This is a genomic window from Stenotrophomonas sp. PE591 (genome assembly GCF_018320795.1).
GTDB classification, from domain to species: Bacteria; Pseudomonadota; Gammaproteobacteria; order Xanthomonadales; family Xanthomonadaceae; genus Stenotrophomonas; species Stenotrophomonas maltophilia.
This window is the reverse complement of record NZ_JAAOKO010000009.1, coordinates 76,577-98,745: the sequence shown is the minus strand read 5'-3', so window position 1 is coordinate 98,745 and position 22,169 is coordinate 76,577. Positions and strand designations below refer to the sequence as shown.

The 22,169-nt window shown below is 67.0% G+C and carries 20 protein-coding genes; 14 read left to right on the top strand and 6 right to left on the bottom strand.

The window, feature by feature from the left end; translation table 11 throughout:
- Nucleotides 1-14 precede the first annotated feature (14 nt).
- Together JLDANKMP_RS18185 and gnd are read left to right on the top strand one after the other, a co-directional pair.
- Complete coding sequence (locus JLDANKMP_RS18185; protein ID WP_212561830.1) at nucleotides 15-1,250, top strand: hypothetical protein; 1,236 nt, start codon at nucleotides 15-17, stop codon at nucleotides 1,248-1,250.
- 10 nt (nucleotides 1,251-1,260) lie between these two features.
- Nucleotides 1,261-2,166, top strand: a complete 906-nt coding sequence (gene gnd / locus JLDANKMP_RS18180; protein ID WP_005411061.1) for a phosphogluconate dehydrogenase (NAD(+)-dependent, decarboxylating) — start codon at nucleotides 1,261-1,263, stop codon at nucleotides 2,164-2,166.
- Between the two features lie 288 nt (nucleotides 2,167-2,454).
- On the opposite strand, the gene JLDANKMP_RS18175 is transcribed toward gnd, so the two are convergent.
- A complete protein-coding gene (locus tag JLDANKMP_RS18175; protein WP_212561795.1) occupies nucleotides 2,455-3,498 on the bottom strand; it encodes an oxidoreductase in 1,044 nt (347 codons plus the stop codon).
- Nucleotides 3,499-3,669: 171 nt separating this feature from the next.
- Between JLDANKMP_RS18175 and JLDANKMP_RS18170 the strand changes: the two genes are divergently transcribed.
- From JLDANKMP_RS18170 to JLDANKMP_RS18140, 7 genes are all read left to right on the top strand, one after another.
- Entirely contained in the window at nucleotides 3,670-4,053 is a 384-nt protein-coding gene (locus JLDANKMP_RS18170) for a BON domain-containing protein (RefSeq protein WP_005411059.1), read from the top strand.
- 234 nt (nucleotides 4,054-4,287) lie between these two features.
- Nucleotides 4,288-6,105, top strand: a complete 1,818-nt coding sequence (locus JLDANKMP_RS18165) for an ATP-binding protein (protein WP_005411058.1) — start codon at nucleotides 4,288-4,290, stop codon at nucleotides 6,103-6,105.
- Nucleotides 6,102-6,542 carry a response regulator gene (locus tag JLDANKMP_RS18160; RefSeq protein ID WP_005411057.1) on the top strand — a complete coding sequence of 147 codons (441 nt, stop codon included), beginning with the start codon at nucleotides 6,102-6,104 and terminating at the stop codon, nucleotides 6,540-6,542. Before JLDANKMP_RS18165 ends, JLDANKMP_RS18160 begins: the two co-directional genes overlap by 4 nt.
- A gap of 4 nt (nucleotides 6,543-6,546) precedes the next feature.
- Nucleotides 6,547-8,058: an ATP-binding protein gene (locus tag JLDANKMP_RS18155; RefSeq protein WP_049397140.1), complete on the top strand. Its 1,512-nt coding sequence runs from the start codon at nucleotides 6,547-6,549 to the stop codon at nucleotides 8,056-8,058.
- On the top strand, nucleotides 8,058-8,240 hold the full coding sequence (locus tag JLDANKMP_RS18150) for a hypothetical protein (RefSeq protein ID WP_212561794.1): 183 nt from the start codon (nucleotides 8,058-8,060) through the stop codon (nucleotides 8,238-8,240). The genes JLDANKMP_RS18155 and JLDANKMP_RS18150 overlap by 1 nt, the downstream gene beginning before the upstream one ends.
- Nucleotides 8,241-8,421: 181 nt before the next feature.
- Nucleotides 8,422-8,604: a hypothetical protein gene (locus tag JLDANKMP_RS18145; RefSeq protein WP_062605623.1), complete on the top strand. Its 183-nt coding sequence runs from the start codon at nucleotides 8,422-8,424 to the stop codon at nucleotides 8,602-8,604.
- Nucleotides 8,604-8,786: a hypothetical protein gene (locus JLDANKMP_RS18140; RefSeq protein WP_212561793.1), complete on the top strand. Its 183-nt coding sequence runs from the start codon at nucleotides 8,604-8,606 to the stop codon at nucleotides 8,784-8,786. The genes JLDANKMP_RS18145 and JLDANKMP_RS18140 overlap by 1 nt, the downstream gene beginning before the upstream one ends.
- Nucleotides 8,787-9,223: 437 nt before the next feature.
- Here the strand turns inward: JLDANKMP_RS18140 and JLDANKMP_RS18135 are convergent, their stop codons facing one another.
- Nucleotides 9,224-9,967 (bottom strand): 20S proteasome subunit A/B, encoded by a 744-nt coding sequence (locus tag JLDANKMP_RS18135; protein ID WP_212561792.1) that lies wholly within the window; start codon nucleotides 9,965-9,967, stop codon nucleotides 9,224-9,226.
- 91 nt (nucleotides 9,968-10,058) lie between these two features.
- Between JLDANKMP_RS18135 and folK the strand changes: the two genes are divergently transcribed.
- A complete protein-coding gene (folK, locus tag JLDANKMP_RS18130; protein WP_012481279.1) occupies nucleotides 10,059-10,544 on the top strand; it encodes a 2-amino-4-hydroxy-6-hydroxymethyldihydropteridine diphosphokinase in 486 nt (161 codons plus the stop codon).
- A gap of 31 nt (nucleotides 10,545-10,575) precedes the next feature.
- Here folK and JLDANKMP_RS18125 read toward each other — a convergent pair whose 3' ends face one another.
- Nucleotides 10,576-11,313, bottom strand: coding sequence for a pteridine reductase (locus tag JLDANKMP_RS18125; protein WP_005411052.1), 738 nt, complete (start codon nucleotides 11,311-11,313; stop codon nucleotides 10,576-10,578).
- A 59-nt stretch (nucleotides 11,314-11,372) separates the two neighbouring features.
- Between JLDANKMP_RS18125 and JLDANKMP_RS18120 the strand changes: the two genes are divergently transcribed.
- Together JLDANKMP_RS18120 and JLDANKMP_RS18115 are read left to right on the top strand one after the other, a co-directional pair.
- A complete protein-coding gene (locus tag JLDANKMP_RS18120) occupies nucleotides 11,373-12,557 on the top strand; it encodes an SAM-dependent methyltransferase (protein ID WP_062605625.1) in 1,185 nt (394 codons plus the stop codon).
- Nucleotides 12,554-12,946 carry a VanZ family protein gene (locus JLDANKMP_RS18115; RefSeq protein WP_212561791.1) on the top strand — a complete coding sequence of 131 codons (393 nt, stop codon included), beginning with the start codon at nucleotides 12,554-12,556 and terminating at the stop codon, nucleotides 12,944-12,946. The genes JLDANKMP_RS18120 and JLDANKMP_RS18115 overlap by 4 nt, the downstream gene beginning before the upstream one ends.
- A gap of 105 nt (nucleotides 12,947-13,051) precedes the next feature.
- Here the strand turns inward: JLDANKMP_RS18115 and JLDANKMP_RS18110 are convergent, their stop codons facing one another.
- The 3 genes from JLDANKMP_RS18110 to JLDANKMP_RS18100 form a co-directional block, all read right to left on the bottom strand.
- Entirely contained in the window at nucleotides 13,052-15,409 is a 2,358-nt protein-coding gene (locus JLDANKMP_RS18110) for a family 20 glycosylhydrolase (RefSeq protein ID WP_212561790.1), read from the bottom strand.
- Between the two features lie 111 nt (nucleotides 15,410-15,520).
- A complete protein-coding gene (locus tag JLDANKMP_RS18105; protein ID WP_212561789.1) occupies nucleotides 15,521-18,229 on the bottom strand; it encodes a TonB-dependent receptor in 2,709 nt (902 codons plus the stop codon).
- 143 nt (nucleotides 18,230-18,372) lie between these two features.
- Nucleotides 18,373-19,392, bottom strand: coding sequence for a glucokinase family protein (locus JLDANKMP_RS18100; RefSeq protein WP_024957032.1), 1,020 nt, complete (start codon nucleotides 19,390-19,392; stop codon nucleotides 18,373-18,375).
- A gap of 378 nt (nucleotides 19,393-19,770) precedes the next feature.
- Between JLDANKMP_RS18100 and JLDANKMP_RS18095 the strand changes: the two genes are divergently transcribed.
- Nucleotides 19,771-21,060, top strand: coding sequence for a sugar MFS transporter (locus tag JLDANKMP_RS18095; protein WP_012481273.1), 1,290 nt, complete (start codon nucleotides 19,771-19,773; stop codon nucleotides 21,058-21,060).
- Between the two features lie 39 nt (nucleotides 21,061-21,099).
- Nucleotides 21,100-22,167: a LacI family DNA-binding transcriptional regulator gene (locus JLDANKMP_RS18090; RefSeq protein WP_005411045.1), complete on the top strand. Its 1,068-nt coding sequence runs from the start codon at nucleotides 21,100-21,102 to the stop codon at nucleotides 22,165-22,167.
- Nucleotides 22,168-22,169: the final 2 nt, after the last annotated feature.

Genomic DNA, 22,169 nt, shown 5'->3' with positions numbered 1-22,169 from the left:
TGCGCGGCAGATGGATGGGCGTGGCCCTGCTGCTGCCCGCGCTGGGCACGGCAGCCACGCCGCTGGACTGTACCCAAGGCCTGCTGCAGCGCCTGGGGTGGCACTTCGAAACACGCGCGATCGGTGCACCGCAGGTGCATGGTGGCCCTGTGTGCACGCGCGCGTCGCTGCCGGAGGCTCAGGCGGCAGGCGATCTGCGCGTGCAATGGCCGGCGGACATGCCCGCTGCAGCGCGCAAGGCGTTGCTGCAGCAGGTGCTGGACGATCCGGCTACGGTTTGCGCCTACGCCTTCCAGCTGGGTGCAGCCACGCAACGTGCCGCTGCTGCACTGCAGGGCAATGCAGGATTCCGCTTCTCTGGCCTGCAGCTCGGTTGGATCGGCTTCGGCCTGCACGGCGCACACGCGCAAGGCTGGCAGCGCACGCGAAGCTTCGGCCGTGGTTTCGTGCCCATCAAGGGCAACAGCCAGGCGCTGCAGGCGTTCTACAGCGGCAATGTGCGCGCCGAATGTGGAGTCGGTCGCCAGGTGGCACAACTGGCCACCCAGCGCGAGCTGTATGGCGATGCGGCCTTCGACGCTGGATTCTCCGCAGAAGAACTGTCGATCGGTACGTTCCTCGCGCTGCACGATACCGACAGCATCCTGCTTGGCGCACACGCCGGTGACTACTTCGCCGATGGCAAGGCGGTGCGCACCTCGGCGATGGGCCGCCAGGCCTTCGTCGGTGTGCCTGGTTTCATCGAACATGTGTACGACAAGGGCATGCTGGACGACCTGAGCAACCAGGCCGAAAACTTCGTGGTGGTGTCGGTGGGCGAGGAGGCCGCGCAGGCATTGGCCGCGCACGGCGGCCTTGCCTGGTACGACCAGCGCAATGCCGAGCTGTGGGCGCTGGCGCAGGACATCCCGCGTATCGGCCGGCGCTACTTCGAACGCCTGTTGTTCGAGCGCGACCCGGACCTTCGTGCACGGCTGGAACCGCGCTACCACGCCACGCTGGCACGCATGGACCGCCTGCTGGACGATCCGTTCTACCAGCAGTTCGCGATCTATGTGCATCCGCGCGGTATACGTCCCATCGGCTACCACATCGCCCGCCTGCTTGACCGCAACCCGCGAACCCCCTTTTCGATCGACCTGGCGGTGCACAATCTGCATACCACGCTCTACCGGCGTTGGCGCGAGGCGCAGCTGCGCCACTGCGCGGCTACCGGCAGGCCAGGCAGCCTGACCCTAGACCCCAACTGAAGGTGAAACAATGGATATTGCAATGATCGGCCTCGGCCGCATGGGCGCCAACATGGCCCAGCGCCTGCATCGCGGCGGCCACCGCGTCGTCGGCTACGACCCGGGCGAAGGTGCCCGCCAGCGCGCCGCCGAGGCCGGCCTGGAGGTGGTCGATTCGCTGGCCGCCGCGGTGGCCGCGCTGCCGGTGCCGCGCGTGGTGTGGCTGATGGTGCCGGCCGGCGAAACCGTCGACCAGACCCTGGGTCAGCTGACTCCGCACCTGGCCGAGGGTGACATCGTCATCGACGGCGGCAACTCCAACTACCAGGACTCGATCCGTCGTGCCAAGGCGCTGGCCGAAGACGACCTGGGCTACGTCGACTGCGGCACCAGCGGTGGCGTGTGGGGCCTGCAGGAAGGCTACAGCCTGATGGTCGGTGGTGAAGCGGCGGTGGTGGAGCAGATCGCACCGCTGCTGCGCACGCTGGCACCGGCCGAAGACCGTGGCTGGGGTCGTGTCGGCCCGTCCGGCGCTGGCCACTTCACCAAGATGGTCCACAACGGCATCGAGTACGGAATGATGCAGGCCTACGCGGAGGGCTTCGCGCTGATGGAGCGCAAGCAGGAAATGGAACTGGACCTGGCCCAGGTGGCCGAAGTCTGGCGCCACGGCAGCGTGGTGCGCTCGTGGCTGCTGGACCTGAGCACCGAAGCCCTCAAGCGCAATCCGTCGCTGGATGGCATCGCGCCGTACGTGGAGGACTCCGGTGAAGGCCGCTGGACCGTGGCCGAAGCGATCGCGCTCGATGTGCCGGCACCGGTGATCACCCTGTCGCTGCTGGAACGCCTGCGCTCGCGCGAATCCAATTCGTTCACCGACCGCCTGCTGTCGGCGATGCGCAACGAATTCGGCGGCCACGCGATCAAGAAATCGTAAGCACGAAGCCGGGGTCGGATCCCTTTCCGCAGGAAAGGGCTCTGACCCCATGCAGGCAGTCGAGCATGGCTCGACTCTGCAAAAGCCGTCTCCGATGGCTTCCACGTCGATGTGTCGACCAAGGTCGACACCTACCGTCGGGCGCGGGACTCTGTCGAAGGCGGGGTGGGTCCGGCTCCCGCAACCGGACCCATCCTGCCATCTCACGGATTGCCGGTTATGCCGTTGCTGTTGAGGTTGCCGGCCAGCGGCCGGCACTACCACGGGTGCAGGGCGCAGCCCTGCCGATCACCCCAACGCGATCCGCCGCCCTTCGCGCGCACTGTCCATGCCTGCCTGCAGCAGCCGCATCAGCTGCAGCGCCTGCACCGGATCGACCGTGGCTTCGCCGTCGCCATGCATGGCCGCGGCGAACTGCGCATACAACCGACGGTAGTCACCGGGCAGATTGTCGACGGTGCTGCGCTGCACGTTGTCCTCGGCATCACAGCGCACCAGCTCGCCATGCCGCGGGTCGATGCCCCAGCCGGGCGCACCGGGCGCCACACCGCGGCGCAGCTGCGCTTCCTGTACATCCAGGCCGTGCTTGATCCAACTGGCCTTGCTGCCATGCACGCTGAAATGCGGCGTGGGAGCTGCCACCAGGGAACCGGAATGCACGATCGCGCGATGCCGCGGGTAGTGCAGCACGGCGTGGAAGTAATCGATGGCGCTGCCGCCATCGCGCTGCACGGCCAGATCTGCATCGACCGCTTCGGGCCAGCCGAACAGCACCAGCATCTGGTCCAGCAGGTGCGGGCCCAGGTCGTACCACAGGCCACTGCCGGGACCGTCCTGCTCGCGCCAGCGGTCACGCACCTGCGGGCGATAGCGATCGAAATGCACATGGCACTCGGCGATGTCGCCCAGTGTCCCGTCCGCAAGCAGCGCCTGCAGCGTGAGGAAGTCGGCATCGAAGCGCCGGTTCTGGAACACGGTGGCGATGCGTCCGGCATCGCGTGCCGCAGCCAGAACGGCTTCGGCTTCAGCGACATCCAGCGCGAACGGCTTGTCGACCAGCACGTGCTTGCCGGCGGCCAGCGCTGCGATCGCCAGCGGCGCGTGCTGTTCATTGGGCGTGGCGATCACTACGGCATCCACGGCCGGGTCGTCGAACACCTCCTGCGGCGTGGCACGCACGTGCACGTCGCTGAACGCGCGCAGCAACGTGTCTCGCTGCGAACTGACGATGCTGTGCAGCACCAGGCCGGGTGTGTGCTGGATCAGCGGTGCGTGGAAGACACGTCCGGCGAGGCCGTAGCCGATCAGGGCCAGTTGCAGGTCGGGGCGCATGACAGAGCTCCGGCAGTGGGGAAGGGCAGGGTAAACGACGCGGGCTCACGGGCCAAAGCTGAACGGTTGTCGTTGCAGATAGCCCGATTCACAGCGGCATGACCGTAACGCCACGCCTGCTCTACGCCGGGTTGTCCAGACTGGCAGCACATTCCGAAGGAGTACGACACGATGAGCAATACGACCCGCACGCTGATTGCCTCCGCCCTGACGCTGGGCCTGGCGCTGTCCTCCTCGGCCGCATTCGCCAAGGATCCGGCCGCCAAGAGCCCGCCGACCAGCGCGCACCCGGCGACCCATGCTGATCGCCACGATTCCAACGAGCCGGTGACCGATACCTGGATCACCACCAAGGTGAAGGCCGACCTGCTCGCCAGCAGCAACGTTCCCGGTACCGAAATCAAGGTGGAAACCGTGAACGGCGTGGTCAGCCTGAGTGGTGCCGTAGCGAGCCAGGCCGAGAAGGACAAGGCCGTCACCACCGCCAAGGGCATCAAGGGCGTGACCCGCGTTGATGCAGCCGCATTGAAGGTCAGCGCTGCCGCCAAGCGCTGAACCCGTTGGGCGCCCCCTCGCGGGGCGCCCGTTGAGCTGTAGGGCCGCGGCCATGTTCGGCTGGACCTCCAAGGCAGCCGGAGCATGGCCCGCCTCTACAGGTCTGATGACTGCGAACCTGTTCAGCCAACCAGGGGGAAACCCCTGCGTTGTGACCGCCTGCGCTATATTGCCGGTTCCGCCGCAGCCGGACAGGGTCCGGCCGACGCCCTGCGGCCGTGCTGAAGAGGAACTATGGCGCTGGTTTTCAGTGACGACATCTGGGACCGCTGGCGGTTGCCGGCCTTGGCGCTGGCGGCCGCAGCGATCATCGTGGTGCCGTGGTTGACCCTGCGCAAACTGCAGCAGGACAACGAGCAGGCAATGGCCTGGGTCAACCATACCCAGGCGGTGGGCGTGGCCCTGCAGCAGCTGCAGGCTGATGTGCGCGACGTCGAATCGGCCGCATTGACGCTGTCCAAGGGCGTGGACGCACCCGGGCTGCGCGAGCGCATGGCCGCAGCCAACGACATCCCCGGGCGCTTGGCCGAACTGGGGCGGATGACCCGCGACAACCCTGACCAGCTGATCCGCATCGGCCGTATCGAATCGATGCTGGAAGGGCGGATGGCGCTTGCCCGCGAACTGGCCAGATCTGAACCCAACAGCGATCAGCGCGAGCTGGTGAAAGACCTGAGCACGCGCTATCCGATCCGTGGCCTGGTGGAGGAGCTGCAGGCCAGCGAACAGCAACTGTTGACACTGCGGGCCGAGCAGGCGGCGCGCCAGCGCAAGCAGACCGAGCTGGTGTCTTGGAGTTCGCTGGTGATCCAGCTGGGACTGCTCGGCCTGGTGCTGTGGCTCCTGCAGCGGCAGATCGGGCGGCGCCTGCACGCCGAACGCCAATCGCTGCGCTCAGCGGCACGCGCGGCATCGGTGTTGCAGACCGTGCGCGAACCCATCGTGCTGCTCGACCGCGACCTGCGCGTGCAGTTGCATAACCCCGCCTTCGCCGAGCTGTACGGGCTGCAGGACGAACGCGCCGATGGCCTGCTGCTGGAAAGCGTCGGCGACGGTGCCTGGAAGGACGCCGTCGTGCGCCAACGCCTGTCCGACGTGCTGCTGCGCGGCCGCGAGCTGTGGGATTTCGAGCACGAACAGCGCACCGCCGACGGCATGGCGCGCTACATGCTGCTGAACGCACGGCGCATGCCGCTGCCCGATACCGATGATGAAGTGGTGCTGCTGACGGTCAGCGATGTCACCATGCAACGCGCAGTCCAGCTGCGCGTTGAAGAGCTCAACCGCCAGCTGGAAGGCAAGGTCGCGCAGGTGTCCGAGGTCAACCGCGAGCTGGAGGCCTTCAGCTACTCGGTCTCGCATGACCTGCGCGCACCGCTGCGCCACGTCGCCGGATTCTCCGACAAGCTGTCGCGCCACCTGGGCGACGCTGCCGATGACAAGAGCCGTCATTACCTGGACGTGATCTCCAGTTCGGCCCGGCGCATGGCGGCGCTGATCGATGACCTGCTGGTCTACTCGCGCCTGGGCCGCGCGGCGATGCGCCAGCAGGCGGTGGACATGCAGTCGCTGGTGGCCGATACCCGTGCCATGCTCGATTCCAACCTGCAGGCCGAGGCGGAGAACAGTGGCCATGTGCACCAGGTGGAGTGGAGCATCGCGCCGCTGCCGATCGTGGTCGGCGATGAGAACATGATCCGCCAGGTCTGGCTGAACCTGCTCGGCAACGCGGTGAAGTACTCGGGCAACCGCGAACCGGCGAAGATCCGCGTGGACTACCAGCCGCAGCCTGACGGCGGTCATCAGTTCACGGTCAGCGACAATGGTGCAGGCTTTGACATGGCCTACGCCGGCAAGCTGTTTGGTGTCTTCCAGCGCCTGCACAAGGCCAGCGACTACCCGGGTACCGGCATCGGCCTGGCCAGCGTGCGCCGCGTGCTCACCCGTCATGGCGGCCGTATCTGGGCCGAGGCTGAACCGGACGTCGGCGCCACCTTCCACTTCTACCTGCCTCCCGCGATCGATGCGGACAAACAAGGGCCTTCTGCATGACCACTTTGCGCACCATTCTTCTCGCCGAAGACAGCCCGGCCGACGCCGAAATGGCGATCGACGCCTTGGAAGAGGCGCGTCTGGCCAACCCCATCGTGCACGTCGAGGATGGCGTGGAAGTGATGGACTACCTGTTGCGCCGTGGTGCTTTCGCCAACCGCGAGGAAGGCCTGCCGGCGGTGCTGCTGCTGGATATCAAGATGCCGCGCATGGATGGCCTGGAAGTGCTGCGGCAGATCCGCGAACACGAAGAGCTCAAGCGCCTGCCGGTGGTGATCCTGTCGTCCTCGCGCGAGGAAAGCGATCTGGCCCGGAGCTGGGACATGGGCGTGAATGCTTATGTGGTCAAGCCAGTGGACGTGGACCAGTTCTTCGGCGCCGTACAGACGCTGGGCAAGTTCTGGGCGTTGATCAACCAGGCACCGGAACTCGAGTGAGCCCATGCCCTTGACCGGTCCCGCCCTGGGGGCGCTGCGCATCCTGCTGGTGGAGGACTCACCGGAAGATGCCGAGCTGATGTCCGAACAGATGCTCGAAGCGGGCCTGGAGGCCCGCTTCGAGCGTGTCGAGAGCGAGGCCGAACTGCGCCAGGCACTGGCCGCGTTCCAGCCGGACATCGTGCTGTCCGACCTGAGCATGCCGGGGTTTTCCGGTGATGATGCGCTGCGCATCGTGCGCGAGACCTCGCCGGAAATACCCTTCATTTTCGTCTCCGGCACCATGGGTGAGGAGAATGCGGTGGCGGCGCTGCAGAAGGGCGCCAATGACTACATCATCAAGCACCAGCCGGCGCGCCTGCCGTCGGCGGTGGCACGTGCGATCCGCGATGCACGCAGCGCGATCGAGCGCGCACGGGTGGAGACCGAGCTGATGCGCGCACAGCGCCTGGAAAGCCTGTCGCTGCTCGCAGCCGGGCTCAGCCACGACCTGCGCAACATCCTGCAGCCGTTGCTGATCATGCCGGACCTGCTGAAGGCGCGTACCGACGATCCGCAGCTGCACCACCTGGCCGATGTCATCGCCGAGTGCGGCCGCCGTGGCCATGAGATGGCCGAATCGATGCTGTCGTTCGTGCGCGGTTCGCGCAAGCCGAGCGAGCGCATCGAGATCGATGGCCTGTTCGATGCGGTGGCACTGCTGTTGCGCAGCAACGTGCCTGATGCGGTGCGCCTGGAATTGCAGGTGCAGGACGAAGGCCTGGTGGTCGACGCCAACTACACCGAACTACAGCAGGTGATGCTGAACCTGGCGCTCAACGCGATACAGGCGATGCCCAACGGTGGCCGCCTGAGCCTGACTGCCAGCCATGCCGGCCACCGCGATGGCGTGGACTGGATGCACATACGGGTCGCCGACGAAGGCATCGGCATGGATGCGGACACGCTGTCGCACCTGTTCAATCCGTTCTTCACCACCAAGGCCGACGGCACTGGCCTGGGGCTGATTTCCTGCAAGCGCATCGTTGAAGGTGCCGGCGGCAGCATTCACGTCAGCAGCCAGCCGGGGCAGGGCACCTGCTTCGAACTGCGCCTGCCGATGCACGACGCCATCGATGGCAGCGAGCCGATCGAACAGCTGGTGGCCTTGGGCAGCGGCCAATCGATCCTGGTGGTCGATGGCGAGGCCACGCGTCTATCGCTGCTGGGCAATGCGCTGTCCAGCCAGGGCTACCAGCTGCAGTTGGCCTCCGATGGGCCGGCAGCGCTGCGCTGGATGCAGCAGGAGGCGATGCCCGCGCTGGTGATTGCCGATGCCGGCTCCAAGCTGCTGCCGGCCAGCCAGCTGCTGGGCGAGATGGCGACGTTGGGCTATCGCGGCCCGGCACTGGTACTGGAAGATCCGGCAGTGCCGGTCGCGGCCGATGCCTTCCCGGACGGCGTAGAGGTGCATGTGCTGCACAAGCCGCTGCAGATGCAGCAGGTCTTCCGCGCGGTGGCCGAAGCGCTGGGCTGATGCCCGGTAGTGCCGGCCGCTGGCCGGCATCCCTGTGTGGCGGGATCAATGCGGTTGCCGGCCAGCGGCCGGCACTACCGCTCGGCAGTTTCCCAGGGGAAGCGTGGCAGGGCGTCCACCGCCTGTTCCAGCCGCTGCAGATGCAGCAGGTCTTCCGCGCCGTGGCCGAAGCGCTGGGCTGATGCCAGGTAGTGCCGGCCGCTGGCCGGCATCCCTGTGTGGCGGGATCAACGCGGTTGCCGGCCAGCGGCCGGCACTACCGTTCGGCAGTTTCCCAGGGGAACCGCGGTAGGGCGTCCACCGCCTGTTCCAGCCGCTGCAGATGCAGCAGGTCTTCCGCGCGGTGGCCGAAGCGCTGGGCTGATGCCAGGTAGTGCCGGCCGCTGGCCGGCATCCCTGTGTGGCGGGATCAATGCGGTTGCCGGCCAGCGGCCGGCACTACCGTTCGGCAGTTTCCCAGGGGAAGCGTGGCAGGGCGCCCATCGCCTGTTCCAGCCGCTGCAGATGCAGCTGGTCTTCCGCGCAGCGGCCGAAGCGCAGGGCTGATGCCAGGTAGTGCCGGCCGCTGGCCGGCATCCCAGTGTGGTGGAATCAATGCGGTTGCCGGCCAGCGGCCGGCACTACCGCTCGGCAGTTTCCCAGGGGAAACGCGGCAGGGCGCCCATCGCCTGTTCCAGCCGCTGCAGATGCAGCAGGTCTTCCGCGCCGTGGCCGAAGCGCTGGGCTGATGCCGCGGTAGTGCCGGCCGCTGGCCGGCATCCCTGTGTGGAGGGATCAATGCGGTTGCCGGCCAGCGGCCGGCACTACCGTTCGGCAGTTTCCCAAGAGAAGCGTGGCAGGGCGTCCATCGCCTGTTCCAGCCGCAGCAGATGCAGCTGGTCTTCCGCGCGGTGGCCGAAGCGCTGGGCTGATGCCCGGTAGTGCCGGCCGCTGGCCGGCATCCCTGTGTGGCGGGATCAACGCGGTTGCCGGCCAGCGGCCGGCACTACCGTTCGGCAGTTTCCCAGGGGAACCGCGGCAGGGCGTCCACCGCCTGTTCCAGCCTGCAGATGCAGCAGGTCTTCCGCGCGGTGGCCGAAGCGCTGGGCTGATGCCAGGTAGTGCCGGCCGCTGGCCGGCATCCTTGTGTGGTGGGATCAACGCGGTTGCCGGCCAGCGGCCGGCACTACCGTTCGGCAGTTTCCCAGGGGAAGCGTGGCAGGGCGTCCACCGCCTGTTCCAGGCGCCGTGACCAGTTCTGGTGGATGTCCGCATACAACGTTGAATCCGCGCCAAGCCGCAGCTGCTGCCCGATGCGCAGGTCACCATCACGCAGCAGCGCCAGGTCGATCGGCAGGCCTACCGACAGATTGGAGCGAATGGTCGAATCCAGCGACACGATTGCCGTGCGCGCCGCGTCCTCCAGGCGTGTGGCCGGGCTGAGGATGCGGTCCAGGATGGGCTTGCCGTACTTGGACTCACCGATCTGAAGATAGGGCGTCTCCGGCGAAGCGGCGATGGCGTTGCCGAGCGGGTAGATCATGTACAGCCCGGGCCGCTCGCCAGCGATCTGGCCACCGAAGATCAGCGTGGCCTGGGTGTTGACCCCGTCATGGCCGTGCTCGCTGTGGCTGCTGTGCACCTGGCTGTCCACCAGCAGCTGGCCGACGTACTCGGCAGCTTCGAACAGATGGCTCATGTCGCGCAGGTTGGGCGTGCGCCGTTCACCGGCGTCGCGCCCCAGGCGTGACACCAGCAGCTGGGTGGTGGCCAGGTTGCCAGCCGCCATCAGCACGTAGGCTGCCTGGCCGGGGTACTCGAACACGTGCAGCTTGCGGTGCACGCGCACATCGTCCAGCGAGGCATTGGTCCGGGTGTCGGCAGCGAAGACCAGGCCTTCGTCCACCTCGATTCCAACGCAATAGGTCATGTCGGTGCCCTATCATGTGCGTCCCGGATTGTAGGCAGGCCGCCGTGACGACGGCATGTCCACGCCCCTCAAGTGCCGTCACCTGAACCGCATGACCACCGTGCTCCTGAGCCTGGGCAGCAACGTCCAGCCCCGCCGCTACCTCCACGCCGCGGTGACGGCCCTGCGCGAGCGCTTTGGCGCACTGCAGGTGTCACCCGCCTACCGTACTGCCGCGGTCGGCTTCGATGGCCCGGCCTTCCTCAACAATGCGGTGGCGATCGAGACCGATCTGCCGCTGCAGGAACTGGACGACTGGCTGCATGCGCTGGAAGACGCGCATGGCCGCGATCGCAGCGGGCCGCGCTTCTCCGACCGGACCCTGGACATCGACGTGGTGTTCTACGGCGACCTGGTGGTGGAAGGCCCCGGCCACCTGCGCATTCCGCGCCCGGAACTTAAGCATGCGTTCGTGCTGAAGCCGCTGGCGGACATCGCGCCGGGCTTCATCGACCCGGTCAGCGGGCAGGACCTGGCCACGCTGTGGCGGGCGCACGCGCAGTTTGGCGAAGCGTTCGAGGTGGTGGACCTGGAATGATGGCGGTTGCCGGCCAGCGGCCGGCACTACCTCAACTGACCGTGCGCCCACCATCCACGCGCAGGGTGTGGCCGGTGACGAAGCTGGCTTCGGCCACCAGCCAGTAGACCGCTTCGGCGATCTCCTCGACCGTGCCGATCCGCGCCAGCGGCGTGCGCGCCAGCAACGCCTCGCGGGCGAAATCGTCCTTGCCCTGTTCCGGCCACAGGATCGCACCCGGCGCCACCGCATTGACCCGCACCTTCGGCGCCAGCTCCAGTGCCAGCGCGCGGGTGGCCATCTCCAGCGCGGCCTTGGCCATGGTGTAGGCAATGTGGTCGCGCATCGGGTCGGTTCCATGCAGGTCGGTCAAATTGACGATGCAGCCCTGCTGGCGGCGCAGGTAGGGCGCCGCCGCCTGTGACAGCAGCAGCGGCGCGCGCGCGTTGACCGCGTACAGCTCGTCCATTGCCTCGGCAGTGACCTGGCCGAGCGGGGTGGGGAAGAAGTTGGAGGCGTTGTTGACCAGCGCGTCCAGTCGGCCGAAGTGGGTGACCGCCTGTTCCACCAGGTCGGCCAGGGCGTCGGCGTCACGCAGGTCGGCCTGCAGGGCCAGCACGCTGCCCGGGCGCACGTTGTCGAAATCGAACGCGGCCTGCTGCAGCTCGGCGCTGGAGGTATTGGCGTGCAGCACCACCGACCAGCCACAGGCGTGGAACTGGCGGGCGATGGCCGCACCGATCCGGCGCGCGCTGCCGGTGATCAGGACCACGGGGTGGGTATCGCTCATCGAGGGTCCTCCAAGGCTCGGCTATCCTGTGCACCATTGTCACCGCATTCGAAGACGCCATGCAGCCCACCTTCCCCCTGCCCGAAGCCGATGCCCTGGCCCATAGCGACCAGCTGGCGGCCGCCCTGCGCGCCGAGATCCTTGCGCAGGGCGGGGCGATGCCGTTCTCGCGCTTCATGGAGCTCTGCCTGTATGCCCCCGGCTGGGGCTATTACAGCGCCGGCGCCAGCAAGTTCGGTGGCAGTGGCGACTTCACCACCGCGCCCGAGCTCGGCAGCCTGTTCGCCGGCAGCGTCGCCAATGCGCTGGCGCCCGTGTTCGCCCAGCTGGGTGCGCAGGCGCGCATGCTGGAACTGGGCGGCGGCACCGGCGCCTTCGCCGAGGCGGTGCTGCTGCGCCTGGCCGAGCTGGATGCGCTGCCGTCGCGCTACGCCATCCTGGAACCCAGCGCCGACCTGCGCGAGCGCCAGCAGCAGCGCCTGCAGCAGAACCTGCCGGCGGAGCTGGCCGCGCGGGTGGACTGGGTCGACCGCCCGTTCGAGGAGGACTGGGAAGGCGTGGTGTTCGCCAACGAGGTGATCGACGCGCTGCCGACCCCGCGCTTCCTGATCCGGGACGGCGAGGTCTACGAGGAAACCGTCGAGCTGGACGCCGAGGGCAACTTCATCCGTGGCGCGCAGCCGGCCGACATCCTGCTCAACGGTGCGGTGCGCCATATCGAGCGCTACCTGGAAAAGCCCTTCGCCGAGGGCTACCGTTCTGAAGTGCTGCCGCAGCTGCCGTACTGGCTGCAGGCGGTGGCCGGTGGCATGCAGCGTGGTGCGATGCTGTTCGTCGACTACGGCTACAGCCGCGGCGAGTTCTACCAGCACGACCGCGACGATGGCACCGTGCGTGCGTTCTACCGCCACCACGTGCACAACGACGTGCACCGCTGGCCGGGGTTGCAGGACATCACCGCGTCGGTGGATTTCACCGCGATGGCCGAGGCCGGCATGCACGGCGGATTCGAGCTGGCCGGCTACTGCAGCCAGGCCAGCTTCCTGCTCGGTAATGGCCTGGACCAGGTGCTGCTGCTGGCCGAGGAACGCACCGATGAGGTCGGCCGCATCCAGCTGCGCGACCAGGTGAAGAAGCTGACCCTGCCGACCGAGATGGGCGAGCGCTTCCAGGCCATCGGCCTGCAGCGTGGCGTCGACTTCGAACCGGCCTTCGAGCTGGGTGACCTGAGCTGGCGCCTGTGAGCGAAGTGTTGCCGGCGATCAAGCCGCTGCGGCGGCCGCGCTTGTGGGCCGCGCTATGGGCGACGGCAGTACTGCTGGTGATCGTGGTCTGCCTGATTCCACCGCCGCCGATTCCGTTGCCGGAAAACAGCGACAAGGGCGAGCACTTCCTCGCCTATTTCATCCTGGCCGGCAGCGCGGTGCAGCTGTTCCGTCGGGGCCGCCCGCTGCTGTGGGTGGGCGTGGGCCTGGTGCTGATGGGCATCGGCATCGAATTTGCCCAGGGTGCGCTGACCAGCAACCGCATGGCCGACCCGATGGATGCCATCGCCAACACGATCGGTGTGCTCGCCGGCATGACCACCGCACTGACCCCGCTGCGCGACCTGCTGCTGCGCTGGCGCGGGTAAAGGCGTGCCAACCCAGGTTGGCACCTACCCGTAGATCCACGCCATGCGTGGATGCTCTGCCCGAGGTGCCGACCAAGGCCGGCACCCACCCGGACAGGCCTGCCGTCATTTCCCCAGGGTCACCTCATCCAGCACCCACATCGCCGGGCGCGTGTCGCCGGTGAAGTTGATGCACAGGTCACCGCTGCCCTGCGTGCCCTTCGGCAGCGCCGCACGCAGGGTCACGAAGCCATCGGCATCCGGCTTGGCCGGCAACGGCACTTCCGCCAGCACCTTGCCGCTGCAGTCGCCACGACGCACCTGCATCTCACCGTGTGGCCGCTTGGCCTTCTCGAAGCGACGCTTGGGTTCATCGTGGGCAAGCTGGAAGTAGTACGGAATACGCCCCGCGCGGACCTCCAGGCTGCCGATGCCGTCCAGCTGTGCCTGCGGCCAGCGCCAGCACGGCTGGAAGATGTCCACGTTGAACACCGCACGGTTGCCTTCGCGTGGGCCATCGTCTTCCAGGCGCAGCACCAGGCCCTTCTTGCCCACGCAGCTGAGCAGCTCATCGCTGCGGCGGCTGAGCAGCGACTGTGCGGTGAAGGTGGCAATGGTCGGTTTCGCCGCCAGCATCTGGCCCTGGTAGAACGCGGCAGCCTGCACGGTGGTTGGCAGTTTTCCGGTCAGCGGCTGCTGGTACAGCGGTGACTGCGCGCTCACCGGTTGCCCATCGGTGCTGTAGCGCACTTCATAGCCCAGCGGATTGGCCAGCGACACCGTCACCGTGTTGTCCGCGCGATTGTCGGTGTAGTCCACGCCCACTTCGAACGGGGTCTGCGCATAGGCCAGGCCCCAGGCACGGTAGCGCTGCAGCTGGGACGGCAGGCGCGCGAGGAAATCGCGGAAATCGCGATGTTCCGGCGTGCTCCAACCGGTCTCGGCCACGGCGGCCAGGCGTGGGAACAGGTTGTGCTGCAGGCGTGCGTAGCTGCGCGTGTGCTCGGTGAACATGTTGGCCTGCAGGCCGAGGATGTGCCCGCGCTTGTCAGCGGCCAGCTCGGCCGGCACCGGCTCGAAGTTGTACAGCTTGCCGAGGTTGACCTGGGTCGGGCGGCCGGGCGGTTCGTTCGGCGAGGCCGTCTGCAGGTAATCCAGATAGAGGTAGCCGACCGGCGACATGATCACGTCATGGCCGGCGCTGGCCGCAGCCAGGCCGCCTTCGGTGCCCTGCCAGGACATCACCGTGGCCTGCGGCGGCAGCCCGCCTTCGAGGATCTCATCCCAGCCGATCAGGCGCCGGTCGTGCTCCTCCAGGAAGGTCTCCAGGCGCTTGATGATGTGGCTCTGCATGGCCATTTCATCCTTGATGCCCAGCGCACGCATGCGCTGCTGCACCTGCTTCGACGCTTCCCACTGGTCCTTCACTGCTTCGTCGCCACCGACGTGCACGTACTTGGCCGGGAACAGGTCGATCACTTCTTCCAGCACGTTCTCGAGGAAGGTGACGGTGCTGTCCTCAGTGTTGAACAGGTTGGGGAACACGCCCCATTCGCTGATCGGCTTCAACGGCGTATCGATGGTGCCCAGCTCCGGATACGCAGCAATCGCGGCAGTCGCGTGGCCCGGGACATCGATTTCCGGGATCACCTGGATATGCAGCTTCGCCGCATAGGCGATCACCTCGCGAATCTGGTCCTGCGTGTAGAAACCGCAGTACGGATGCTCCTGGCCGCTGGCCGGGTCGACGCCGCCATCACCGGCCGGCAGGCGGCAGCTGCCTACGTCGGTCAGCTTCGGGTAGCGCTTGATCTCCATGCGCCAGCCCTGGTCGTCGGTGAGGTGCCAGTGGAAGGTGTTGAGCTTGTGCGCGGCCATCGCATCGAGCACGCGCTTGATCTCGTCCAGGCTCTGGAAGTGACGTGCGGAATCGAGCATGAAACCGCGCCAGCTGAAGCGCGGCGCGTCCTGGATCTGCACCGCCGGCAGCACGCCATTGCTGCCGCCGGTGGCGAGCTGGGCGAGGGTGGTCGCGCCGTAGAACAGGCCGGTTTCGTTGCCGGCCTGGATCAGCACGCCCTGCGCGGTGCTCTCCAGCGTGTAGCTTTCGCCGCTGTCGCGGAAGGTGGGCACGACCTGGAAGCGGATGCTGCCCGACGTGCCTGCCGCCTTGCCGCTGGCTCGTGCAAGGCGCGGACCACCGCTGCGGGCCAGCAGATCGGCGAACTGGCTGGCGACGCGCTGCGCGGCTTCGCCTTCGGCCTGCAGCACGGTGTCGGCGCGGACGGTGATGCCGCTGCCCTGGCCGCGCTGCACGCTGGCCGGGGCAGGAATCAGCATCAGGCTGCCGGCGCGCAGCAGGGGGCCGGGTGCTTCAGTGGCGGGTGTGGGGTCGGCGGCAAGTGCCGGCAGTGCCGGCAACAGGGCGAGCAGGCTGCCCAGCAGCACTGCGCTGCGCATCCGGGCGCGGGAAGGCTTGACCATCGGTACGACTCCTTGGAACGGTGCGATGAACGCTATACATGAAAAACGCCGGGCCCGGAATGACCCAGGCCCGGCGTGCGTGCACGACTCGGCGATGTTGCCGCCGCTGGATCAGTACTTGAAGCGGAAGTTGAGGTAGTACTGGCGACCGTTGCTGTAGAACGAGGTCGGGATGGCCGCGGTCTGGTAGTACTTGTAGGTCGGGTTGTTGAGGTTGAGCGCATCGAAGCTGATGCTCAGCCAGTCGGTGGCCTTGTAGCTCAGCGACGCCGACAGGGTGCCGAAGTCATCCTGGTAGTACGGGTTGGCGCCGGACAGGCCGATCAGGAACGACGAACGGCGGGTGTAGCTGACGCGTGCCCCAAAGGTATCGTTCTCGAAGTAGGCACCGACGTTGTAGGTGTTCTTCGAAGTGCCCAGCAGGTTGTCGCTGCCATCGGCCCAGGTGTGGTCGGTGCTGCCATCGGCGTAGGTGTAGTTGGTATTGACACCGAAGTACTCGCCGATCGGCTGCTCATAGGCCACTTCGATACCGCGCACCTTGCCGTCGGCATTGCGCGGGCGGGAGATGTTGTACTCCTCGAGACGGTTGGTCAGCTCGCTGAACAGCATTTCCTTCTCGGTGCTGAAGGCGACGTAGTCCTTCAGGCGCATCGAGTAGGCACCGATCGACAACATGCCGCGCGGCATGAAATACCACTCCAGGTTGGCGTCGAAGTTGGTCGACACCACCGGCTTCAACTTCGGATTGCCGCCACCGCCGGTCCGGTTCAGGTCCGAACCGTACGACGAGGCACCCAGTGCCGAGAAGTCCGGCAGGGTCTGGGTCTGCGAGGCGGCCACGCGCAGCACCAGGTCGTCACGCAGGTCGTACTTGAAGTTGGCGCTCGGCAGCACCCGGTTGTGCTTGTTCTCGAAAGCTTCGCGGGTCCACGCGCCGAACAGGCTGCTCACGTCCGGCACGGTCGAGCCGGTGGCGGCGGCGTAGGTATCGATATCCTGCTTGATGTTGACGTAGCGCAGGCCGACGTTGCCGCTCCAGCGGTCGCCGCTGAAGTTGCCCTGTACGTAGGCAGCGAAGTTCTTCTCGGACACCGTCCACTCGGCGCCGTAGTTGTGGCGGCCGGTCGGACCGTCATTGCCGGACAGCCAGGTGGAGTTGTTGGTCACTGCTTCCTTCAGTGCGCCCGGGGTGAAGTACCACAGGTCACGCGGGAAGCTGCCACCGATGCCGTTGGCGAAGCCACCGGGGAAGTTGGCAGTGGCGCCGTTCTTCAGCGCATTCCAGATCGCGCCCGGGGTTGCGCCTTCCGGCGACTTGGCCTCGCGCTTGTGGTCGCCGAAGCGGGCGCCGAAATCAATCGAGTTCAGTACGCCAGCGTCGGCGAAGTACTGGTTGAAATCGAGCGTGGCCCACTTTTCCTTGTCGATCGCGGTGACCTGCTGGTTGCCCCAGGTGCCGAAGTCGGTCACGCCGCTCGGGCCGATGTTGCCCCCGACGTTCCAGTCGATCGGCGAGCCGTTGCCGTGGGTTGCCCAGGTGGCGCCGCCACCACGGGCCAGGTTGACTTCGGCGATGTACTGGCGCGGCGTTTCGCCGGTGCCCTTGGTGCTGCCAGCCTGGAATTTCATGCCCAGGTTGTCGCTGATCTGCCAGTCGGCATCGAAGGTGATGTAGTTGGTCTTGGCCTTCGACTCGCGGTAGATCATGTCGTACACCGCGTAGTCGCGGTCGGCCTGGCCGGCGAAGGTGGCGTTGGACAGTACGCCATCCTTGATGACGTAACCCGGATTCGGGGCCTGGCCCGGAATCAGGATCTTGTTGCCATTGGCATCTTCAACGGTGCGGTCGTTGAGGATGCGGCCACCCCACAGCATGAAGTTGCGGTTGTAGTTGTTCGCCTTCAGTTCCGAGCTGAAGCCTTCCAGGCCCAGGGTCAGGTTGTCCATCGGCTTGAACTGCAGCGACACCAGGCCGCCCTTGCGCTCGCGGGTCTGTTCGAACAGGGTCGAGCCGAGCAGGCCCGGCGCGTATACGCCGGCCAGGTCCGGGTTGGACTTGGCCACGGTGCCATTCGGATCGATCTGGAAGAAACCGCCCGGGATTTCCTGCGCTTCGCGGCGCAGCTCGCGCTTCTGGCTGAAGGCCTGCACCATCACGCCGAAGTTGCCTTCGTCGTTCTTGTAGTTGAACAGTGCCGACAGCTGCGGGTCGTTGGACTTGGCCTGGTCCGAACGCACCATGCCGATGGAGCCTTCCGCAGTGAGCTGCTTGGAGAATTCCAGCGGCTTGCGGGTGAGGATGTTGACGGTACCGGTGGTGCCGCCGTCCTGCAGCTTGGCCTGCGAGGACTTGTTCACTTCCACCGAGCGCACCAGTTCCGACGGCAGCAACGAGTAGCTCACGCTGCGGCCGACGTTGTTGCCCTGGCTGAGCACGAACCAGTCGGCGGTGCCGACGGTGTGGCCGTTGATCAGGGTCTGGGTCAGGCTCGGGCTGGTTCCACGCAGGCTGACACGGTCGGCTTCGTCGAAGCCGCCTTCGTCGGCGCTGGACGAGCTGATGTTCACGCCCGGCAGGCGCTGCAGGGTGTCGGCGACGTTGTGCGCGGGCAGCTTGCCCACGTCTTCGGCGGTGACCACTTCCACGCGCGCATTGGCTTCGCGCTTGGTGTCCAGCGATTTTTCCATCGACCCACGGATGCCGGTGACCTGCACGGTATCCAGGTCGGTGGCGGTCTGGGCGGCCTGCTGCGCATGTGCACTGAAGGCGATGCAGCTGACGATGGCGGCCGAAAGCAGGGTCTTGCGGGTGTTCATGATGTCTCTCCTCATCACTCGATTGGATGCCGGCGGCGGTGTTCGATTACGGTTGCGATGACATGCGCGGGGCGGCGGCGAAGTCCCGTGCGTTGGCGTGCCACGTACTGCGTGCTGCGATTGCGTTGAAGCCTGTTGCGGTGTCAGGCGGCCGACTGCTGCTGCAGGTACCAGCTGGCAGCGCCGACCACGCCCAGCTGGCCGTGCTCGACGACCTTCACCGGGATGCGTGCCAGCGCTTCGCCCATCGGCCCCTTCTGCAGGTAGCGTTCGACGAAGGTGCTGGCGTGCAGGTATTCGCGGATCTGCGGCAGGATGCCGCCGGCCAGGTAGACGCCACCATGGGCGCCGTAGAACAGCGCCATGTCGCCGATGGTGCTGCCGAGCAGGCCGCAGAACACATCCAGCGCCTGGCGCGCATGTGCATCGCTGTCGGCCATGGCCGCAGCGGTGACCGCGTCGGGGCTGGCCAGGGTCGGCGCCTGGCCCTGCAGTGCGCACACCGCGCGGTACAGGTTCATCAGGCCCGGGCCGGAGATCGCATGTTCGATCGACACATGCGCGCGGTCGCGCTGCATGTGGCGGACGATGGCCATTTCCAGTTCGGTGCTGGCGGCCAGGGTCGGCTGGCCGGCTTCGGTCGGGAGCACCACCGGGCCGTGCGCGGTGGGGATCCACAGCGCGGCGCCGAGGCCGGTACCGGGGCCGACCACCAGGGTCGGGCCGCGGGCGGCGGTTTCCGGTCCGCACAGGTGCAGCACGCCACTGGCGTCAACCTGCGCAGCGGCATAGGCCACGGCTTCGAAGTCGTTGACGATGAAGACCCGCTGCAGGCCGACGTCGGCTTCCACCTGGCGCGCCGACAGCGGCCACGGCAGGTTGGCGGTGATCACGGTGCCGTCCTCGCGGGCGTAACCGGCACTGGCGACCACGCAGTGCGTGGGCCGCGGGCCTTCGCCGAGGAAGTCGGACAGGATCGCGCTGAGGCCTGCATGGTCGGCGTTGCGGTACTTGCGGTACTCCAGCACCTGCACCGGATGGGCGGCATCACCGCTGGCCTGGACCCGGGCCACGCGCACATGGGTGCCACCGACGTCGGCGGCCAGGAACGAGGGCGCGATTCGGGACAGGACATGGGCCGGGGCGGGGTGGCTGGCGGTCACGCGGGCTCCTGCTGCAGGTGGGGCCGTCCCCAAGGTTCGAGGGCGGCGATTGGGGCGGAGTCTGTAACCGCGCTGACAACGATGTCAACGAGTTCGTGACACTTTCGTTGCTGCGTCGCAACGAATGCGGCGTGCAGTAAACGTTTACATGGCGTGAGCATGGGTTTCACGCTGGAGCCGTTGCTGCACGGGGCTCAAGGGCTGCGGCGCATTCAGCACGATCCGCTGCCATCGGGTTGCGCGGTGCAGCACGAGGTTCACGCGGCCTCGCGGGGAAGTTGACAAACCGCGGTTGTCCATCGAAAGAATGTGACAACGTTGTTCCCAGCCACTCTCCGACGCCGCGTTCTGCGGCCGTCGCCGCAGGAGCCCTTCCCGATGTCCGCCGTCTCCGCTGCAAGCGTGCGCCCGAACGTGGCCACCTCCATCGCCATCGTCGGCGTGCTGTTCTTCCTGATCGGCTTCTTCACCTGGCTCAACGGCCCGCTGATCACCTTCGTCAAGCTCGCCTTCGAACTCAGCGAGGTCGGCGCCTTCCTGGTGCTGATGGTGTTCTACCTGTCCTACTTCTTCCTGGCCCTGCCGTCATCGTGGATCCTGCGCCGCACCGGCATGAAGAAGGGCCTGAGCCTGAGCCTGCTGGTGATGGCCGGGGGCGCCGCGCTGTTCGGCGAATTCGCCACCCAGCGCTGGTATCCGGGCGCGCTCGGCGGCCTGTTCGTGATCGGCAGCGGCCTGGCCCTGCTGCAGACCGCGATCAACCCCTACATCTCCATCCTTGGGCCCATCGAGACCGCGGCACGCCGCATCGCGCTGATGGGCATCTGCAACAAGATTGCCGGCATGCTGGCGCCGGTGCTGATCGGCACCGTAGTGCTGCACGGCATCGGCGACCTGTCGGCCAGCGTGGCCGCCGCCGACGAAGCCACCAAGGCACAGCTGCTCAACGAATTCGCCGCCAAGATCCACGCGCCGTACCTGGCCATGGCCGGCCTGCTGGTGCTGCTGGCGGTGGCGGTGCTGTTCTCGCCACTGCCGGAAATCAAGTCGTCCGAAGCCAATGCCACGCCGGTTGCGGCCGGTGCCGCCGAGCGTCGCAGCATCTTCCAGTTCCCGCACTTGTGGCTGGGGGTGCTGTGCCTGTTCGTCTACGTGGGCGTGGAGGTGATGGCCGGCGATGCCATCGGTACCTACGGCCACGGCTTCGACCTGCCGCTGGACCAGACCAAGATGTTCACCTCGCTTACCCTGGGCGCAATGCTGGTCGGTTACGTGGTCGGCCTGCTGCTGATCCCCAAGGTTGTCTCGCAGTCGCGCTACCTGACCATTTCGGCGGTGCTGGGCGTGGTGTTCTGCCTTGGCGCCTGGGCCACCCACGGCTATGTGTCGGTAGCCTTCGTGGCCCTGCTGGGCTTTGCCAACGCCATGATGTGGCCGGCCATCTTCCCGCTGGCGATCCGTGGCCTGGGCCGCTTCACCGAAACCGGCTCGGCCCTGCTGGTGATGGGCATCGCCGGTGGCGCGATCATTCCGCAGCTGTTCGCCGTGCTCAAGCAGCACATCGACTTCCAGCTGGTGTTCGTTCTGCTGATGGTGCCGTGCTACCTGTACATCCTGTTCTATTCGGTGATCGGGCATCGCGCCGGCCTGCCGCAGGACAAGGCCTGATCGGCGATGATGGACGGCAGCCAACCCCAGGGAAAACCCATGCGCAGAGCGACCATCAAGGACGTTGCGGAGAAAGCCAAGGTCTCGCTGAAGACGGTCTCGCGCGTGATCAACAACGAGCCCTCGGTGATGCAGGCCACCCGCGCGCGGGTGCTGCGTGCCATCGCCGAGCTGGACTACGAGCCCGATCCGTCCGCGCGCAACCTGCGCAGCGGCACCACCTTCGTGATCGGGCTGGTCTACGACAACCCGAACCCATACCACATCATCGGCGTGCAGAACGGCGTGCTCGCCGCCTGCCGCGAGACCGGGTTCGGGCTGCAGATCCATCCCTGCGATTCCAGCTCGCCGCTGCTGGCCGATGAACTGGCCGACTGGGTGCAGCGTTCGCGCCTGGCCGGGCTGGTGCTGACCGCACCGATGTCCGAGCGCCGCGACCTGATCCAGGCCCTGACCGCGCGTGGCATCAAGCTGGTGCGCATCATCGCCGCCACCGAAGACCCGGCCGATGGCGCCTGTGTGTTCGTGGACGACCGCGAGGCCGCCTACGAGATCACCGAGCACCTGATCCAGCTGGGCCACCAGCGCATCGGCTTCCTCTGGGGCGGCAGCTCGCACCGGTCTTCGGGCGAGCGCTACGCCGGTTACGAAGCCGCGCTGAAGGACTACGGCATGACCGTGGACAAGCATCTGGTGGTGCAGGGCGACTACACCTTCGACGATGGTTTCCGCGGCGCGCGCCGCCTGCTGGCGCTGCGCGAGCCGCCCACCGCCATCTTCGGTTCCAACGACGAAATCGCCGCCGGCGTACTGGCCGCCGCCAAGTCGGCCGGCATGAACGTGCCCTACGACCTGTCCATTGCCGGGTTCGAGGACAGCCCGTTCTCGCGCCAGTCGTGGCCGCCGCTGACCACGGCCAAGCAGGCCACCGAAGACATCGCCCGCCACGCCGCGCGCCTGCTGATCGCGCAGCTGCGCAGCGATGCCTACGACGACGCGCCGGCGCCGCTGCACAACCAGGGCTTCGTGCCGCAGCTGGTGGTGCGTGGTTCGACCGCGCCGATGCGCCCCGCCGGCGCACGCCCCCTTCCTTCCGATCCTGCCTGAGC

What these genes read in the sequence shown, in the direction of transcription:
- JLDANKMP_RS18170 (WP_005411059.1), top strand. Translation starts at nt 3,670, where the DNA reads ATGAGCAATACGACCCGCACGCTGATTGCCTCCGCCCTGACGCTGGGC.
- JLDANKMP_RS18090 (WP_005411045.1), top strand. Translation starts at nt 21,100, where the DNA reads ATGCGCAGAGCGACCATCAAGGACGTTGCGGAGAAAGCCAAGGTCTCG.
- JLDANKMP_RS18105 (WP_212561789.1), bottom strand. Translation starts at nt 18,229, where the DNA reads ATGAACACCCGCAAGACCCTGCTTTCGGCCGCCATCGTCAGCTGCATC.
- JLDANKMP_RS18095 (WP_012481273.1), top strand. Translation starts at nt 19,771, where the DNA reads ATGTCCGCCGTCTCCGCTGCAAGCGTGCGCCCGAACGTGGCCACCTCC.
- JLDANKMP_RS18120 (WP_062605625.1), top strand. Translation starts at nt 11,373, where the DNA reads ATGCAGCCCACCTTCCCCCTGCCCGAAGCCGATGCCCTGGCCCATAGC.
- JLDANKMP_RS18185 (WP_212561830.1), top strand. Translation starts at nt 15, where the DNA reads ATGGGCGTGGCCCTGCTGCTGCCCGCGCTGGGCACGGCAGCCACGCCG.
- JLDANKMP_RS18140 (WP_212561793.1), top strand. Translation starts at nt 8,604, where the DNA reads ATGCCAGGTAGTGCCGGCCGCTGGCCGGCATCCCAGTGTGGTGGAATC.
- JLDANKMP_RS18135 (WP_212561792.1), bottom strand. Translation starts at nt 9,967, where the DNA reads ATGACCTATTGCGTTGGAATCGAGGTGGACGAAGGCCTGGTCTTCGCT.
- folK (WP_012481279.1), top strand. Translation starts at nt 10,059, where the DNA reads ATGACCACCGTGCTCCTGAGCCTGGGCAGCAACGTCCAGCCCCGCCGC.
- JLDANKMP_RS18155 (WP_049397140.1), top strand. Translation starts at nt 6,547, where the DNA reads ATGCCCTTGACCGGTCCCGCCCTGGGGGCGCTGCGCATCCTGCTGGTG.
- JLDANKMP_RS18165 (WP_005411058.1), top strand. Translation starts at nt 4,288, where the DNA reads ATGGCGCTGGTTTTCAGTGACGACATCTGGGACCGCTGGCGGTTGCCG.
- JLDANKMP_RS18110 (WP_212561790.1), bottom strand. Translation starts at nt 15,409, where the DNA reads ATGGTCAAGCCTTCCCGCGCCCGGATGCGCAGCGCAGTGCTGCTGGGC.
- gnd (WP_005411061.1), top strand. Translation starts at nt 1,261, where the DNA reads ATGGATATTGCAATGATCGGCCTCGGCCGCATGGGCGCCAACATGGCC.
- JLDANKMP_RS18145 (WP_062605623.1), top strand. Translation starts at nt 8,422, where the DNA reads ATGCCAGGTAGTGCCGGCCGCTGGCCGGCATCCCTGTGTGGCGGGATC.
- JLDANKMP_RS18175 (WP_212561795.1), bottom strand. Translation starts at nt 3,498, where the DNA reads ATGCGCCCCGACCTGCAACTGGCCCTGATCGGCTACGGCCTCGCCGGA.
- JLDANKMP_RS18160 (WP_005411057.1), top strand. Translation starts at nt 6,102, where the DNA reads ATGACCACTTTGCGCACCATTCTTCTCGCCGAAGACAGCCCGGCCGAC.
- JLDANKMP_RS18125 (WP_005411052.1), bottom strand. Translation starts at nt 11,313, where the DNA reads ATGAGCGATACCCACCCCGTGGTCCTGATCACCGGCAGCGCGCGCCGG.
- JLDANKMP_RS18150 (WP_212561794.1), top strand. Translation starts at nt 8,058, where the DNA reads ATGCCCGGTAGTGCCGGCCGCTGGCCGGCATCCCTGTGTGGCGGGATC.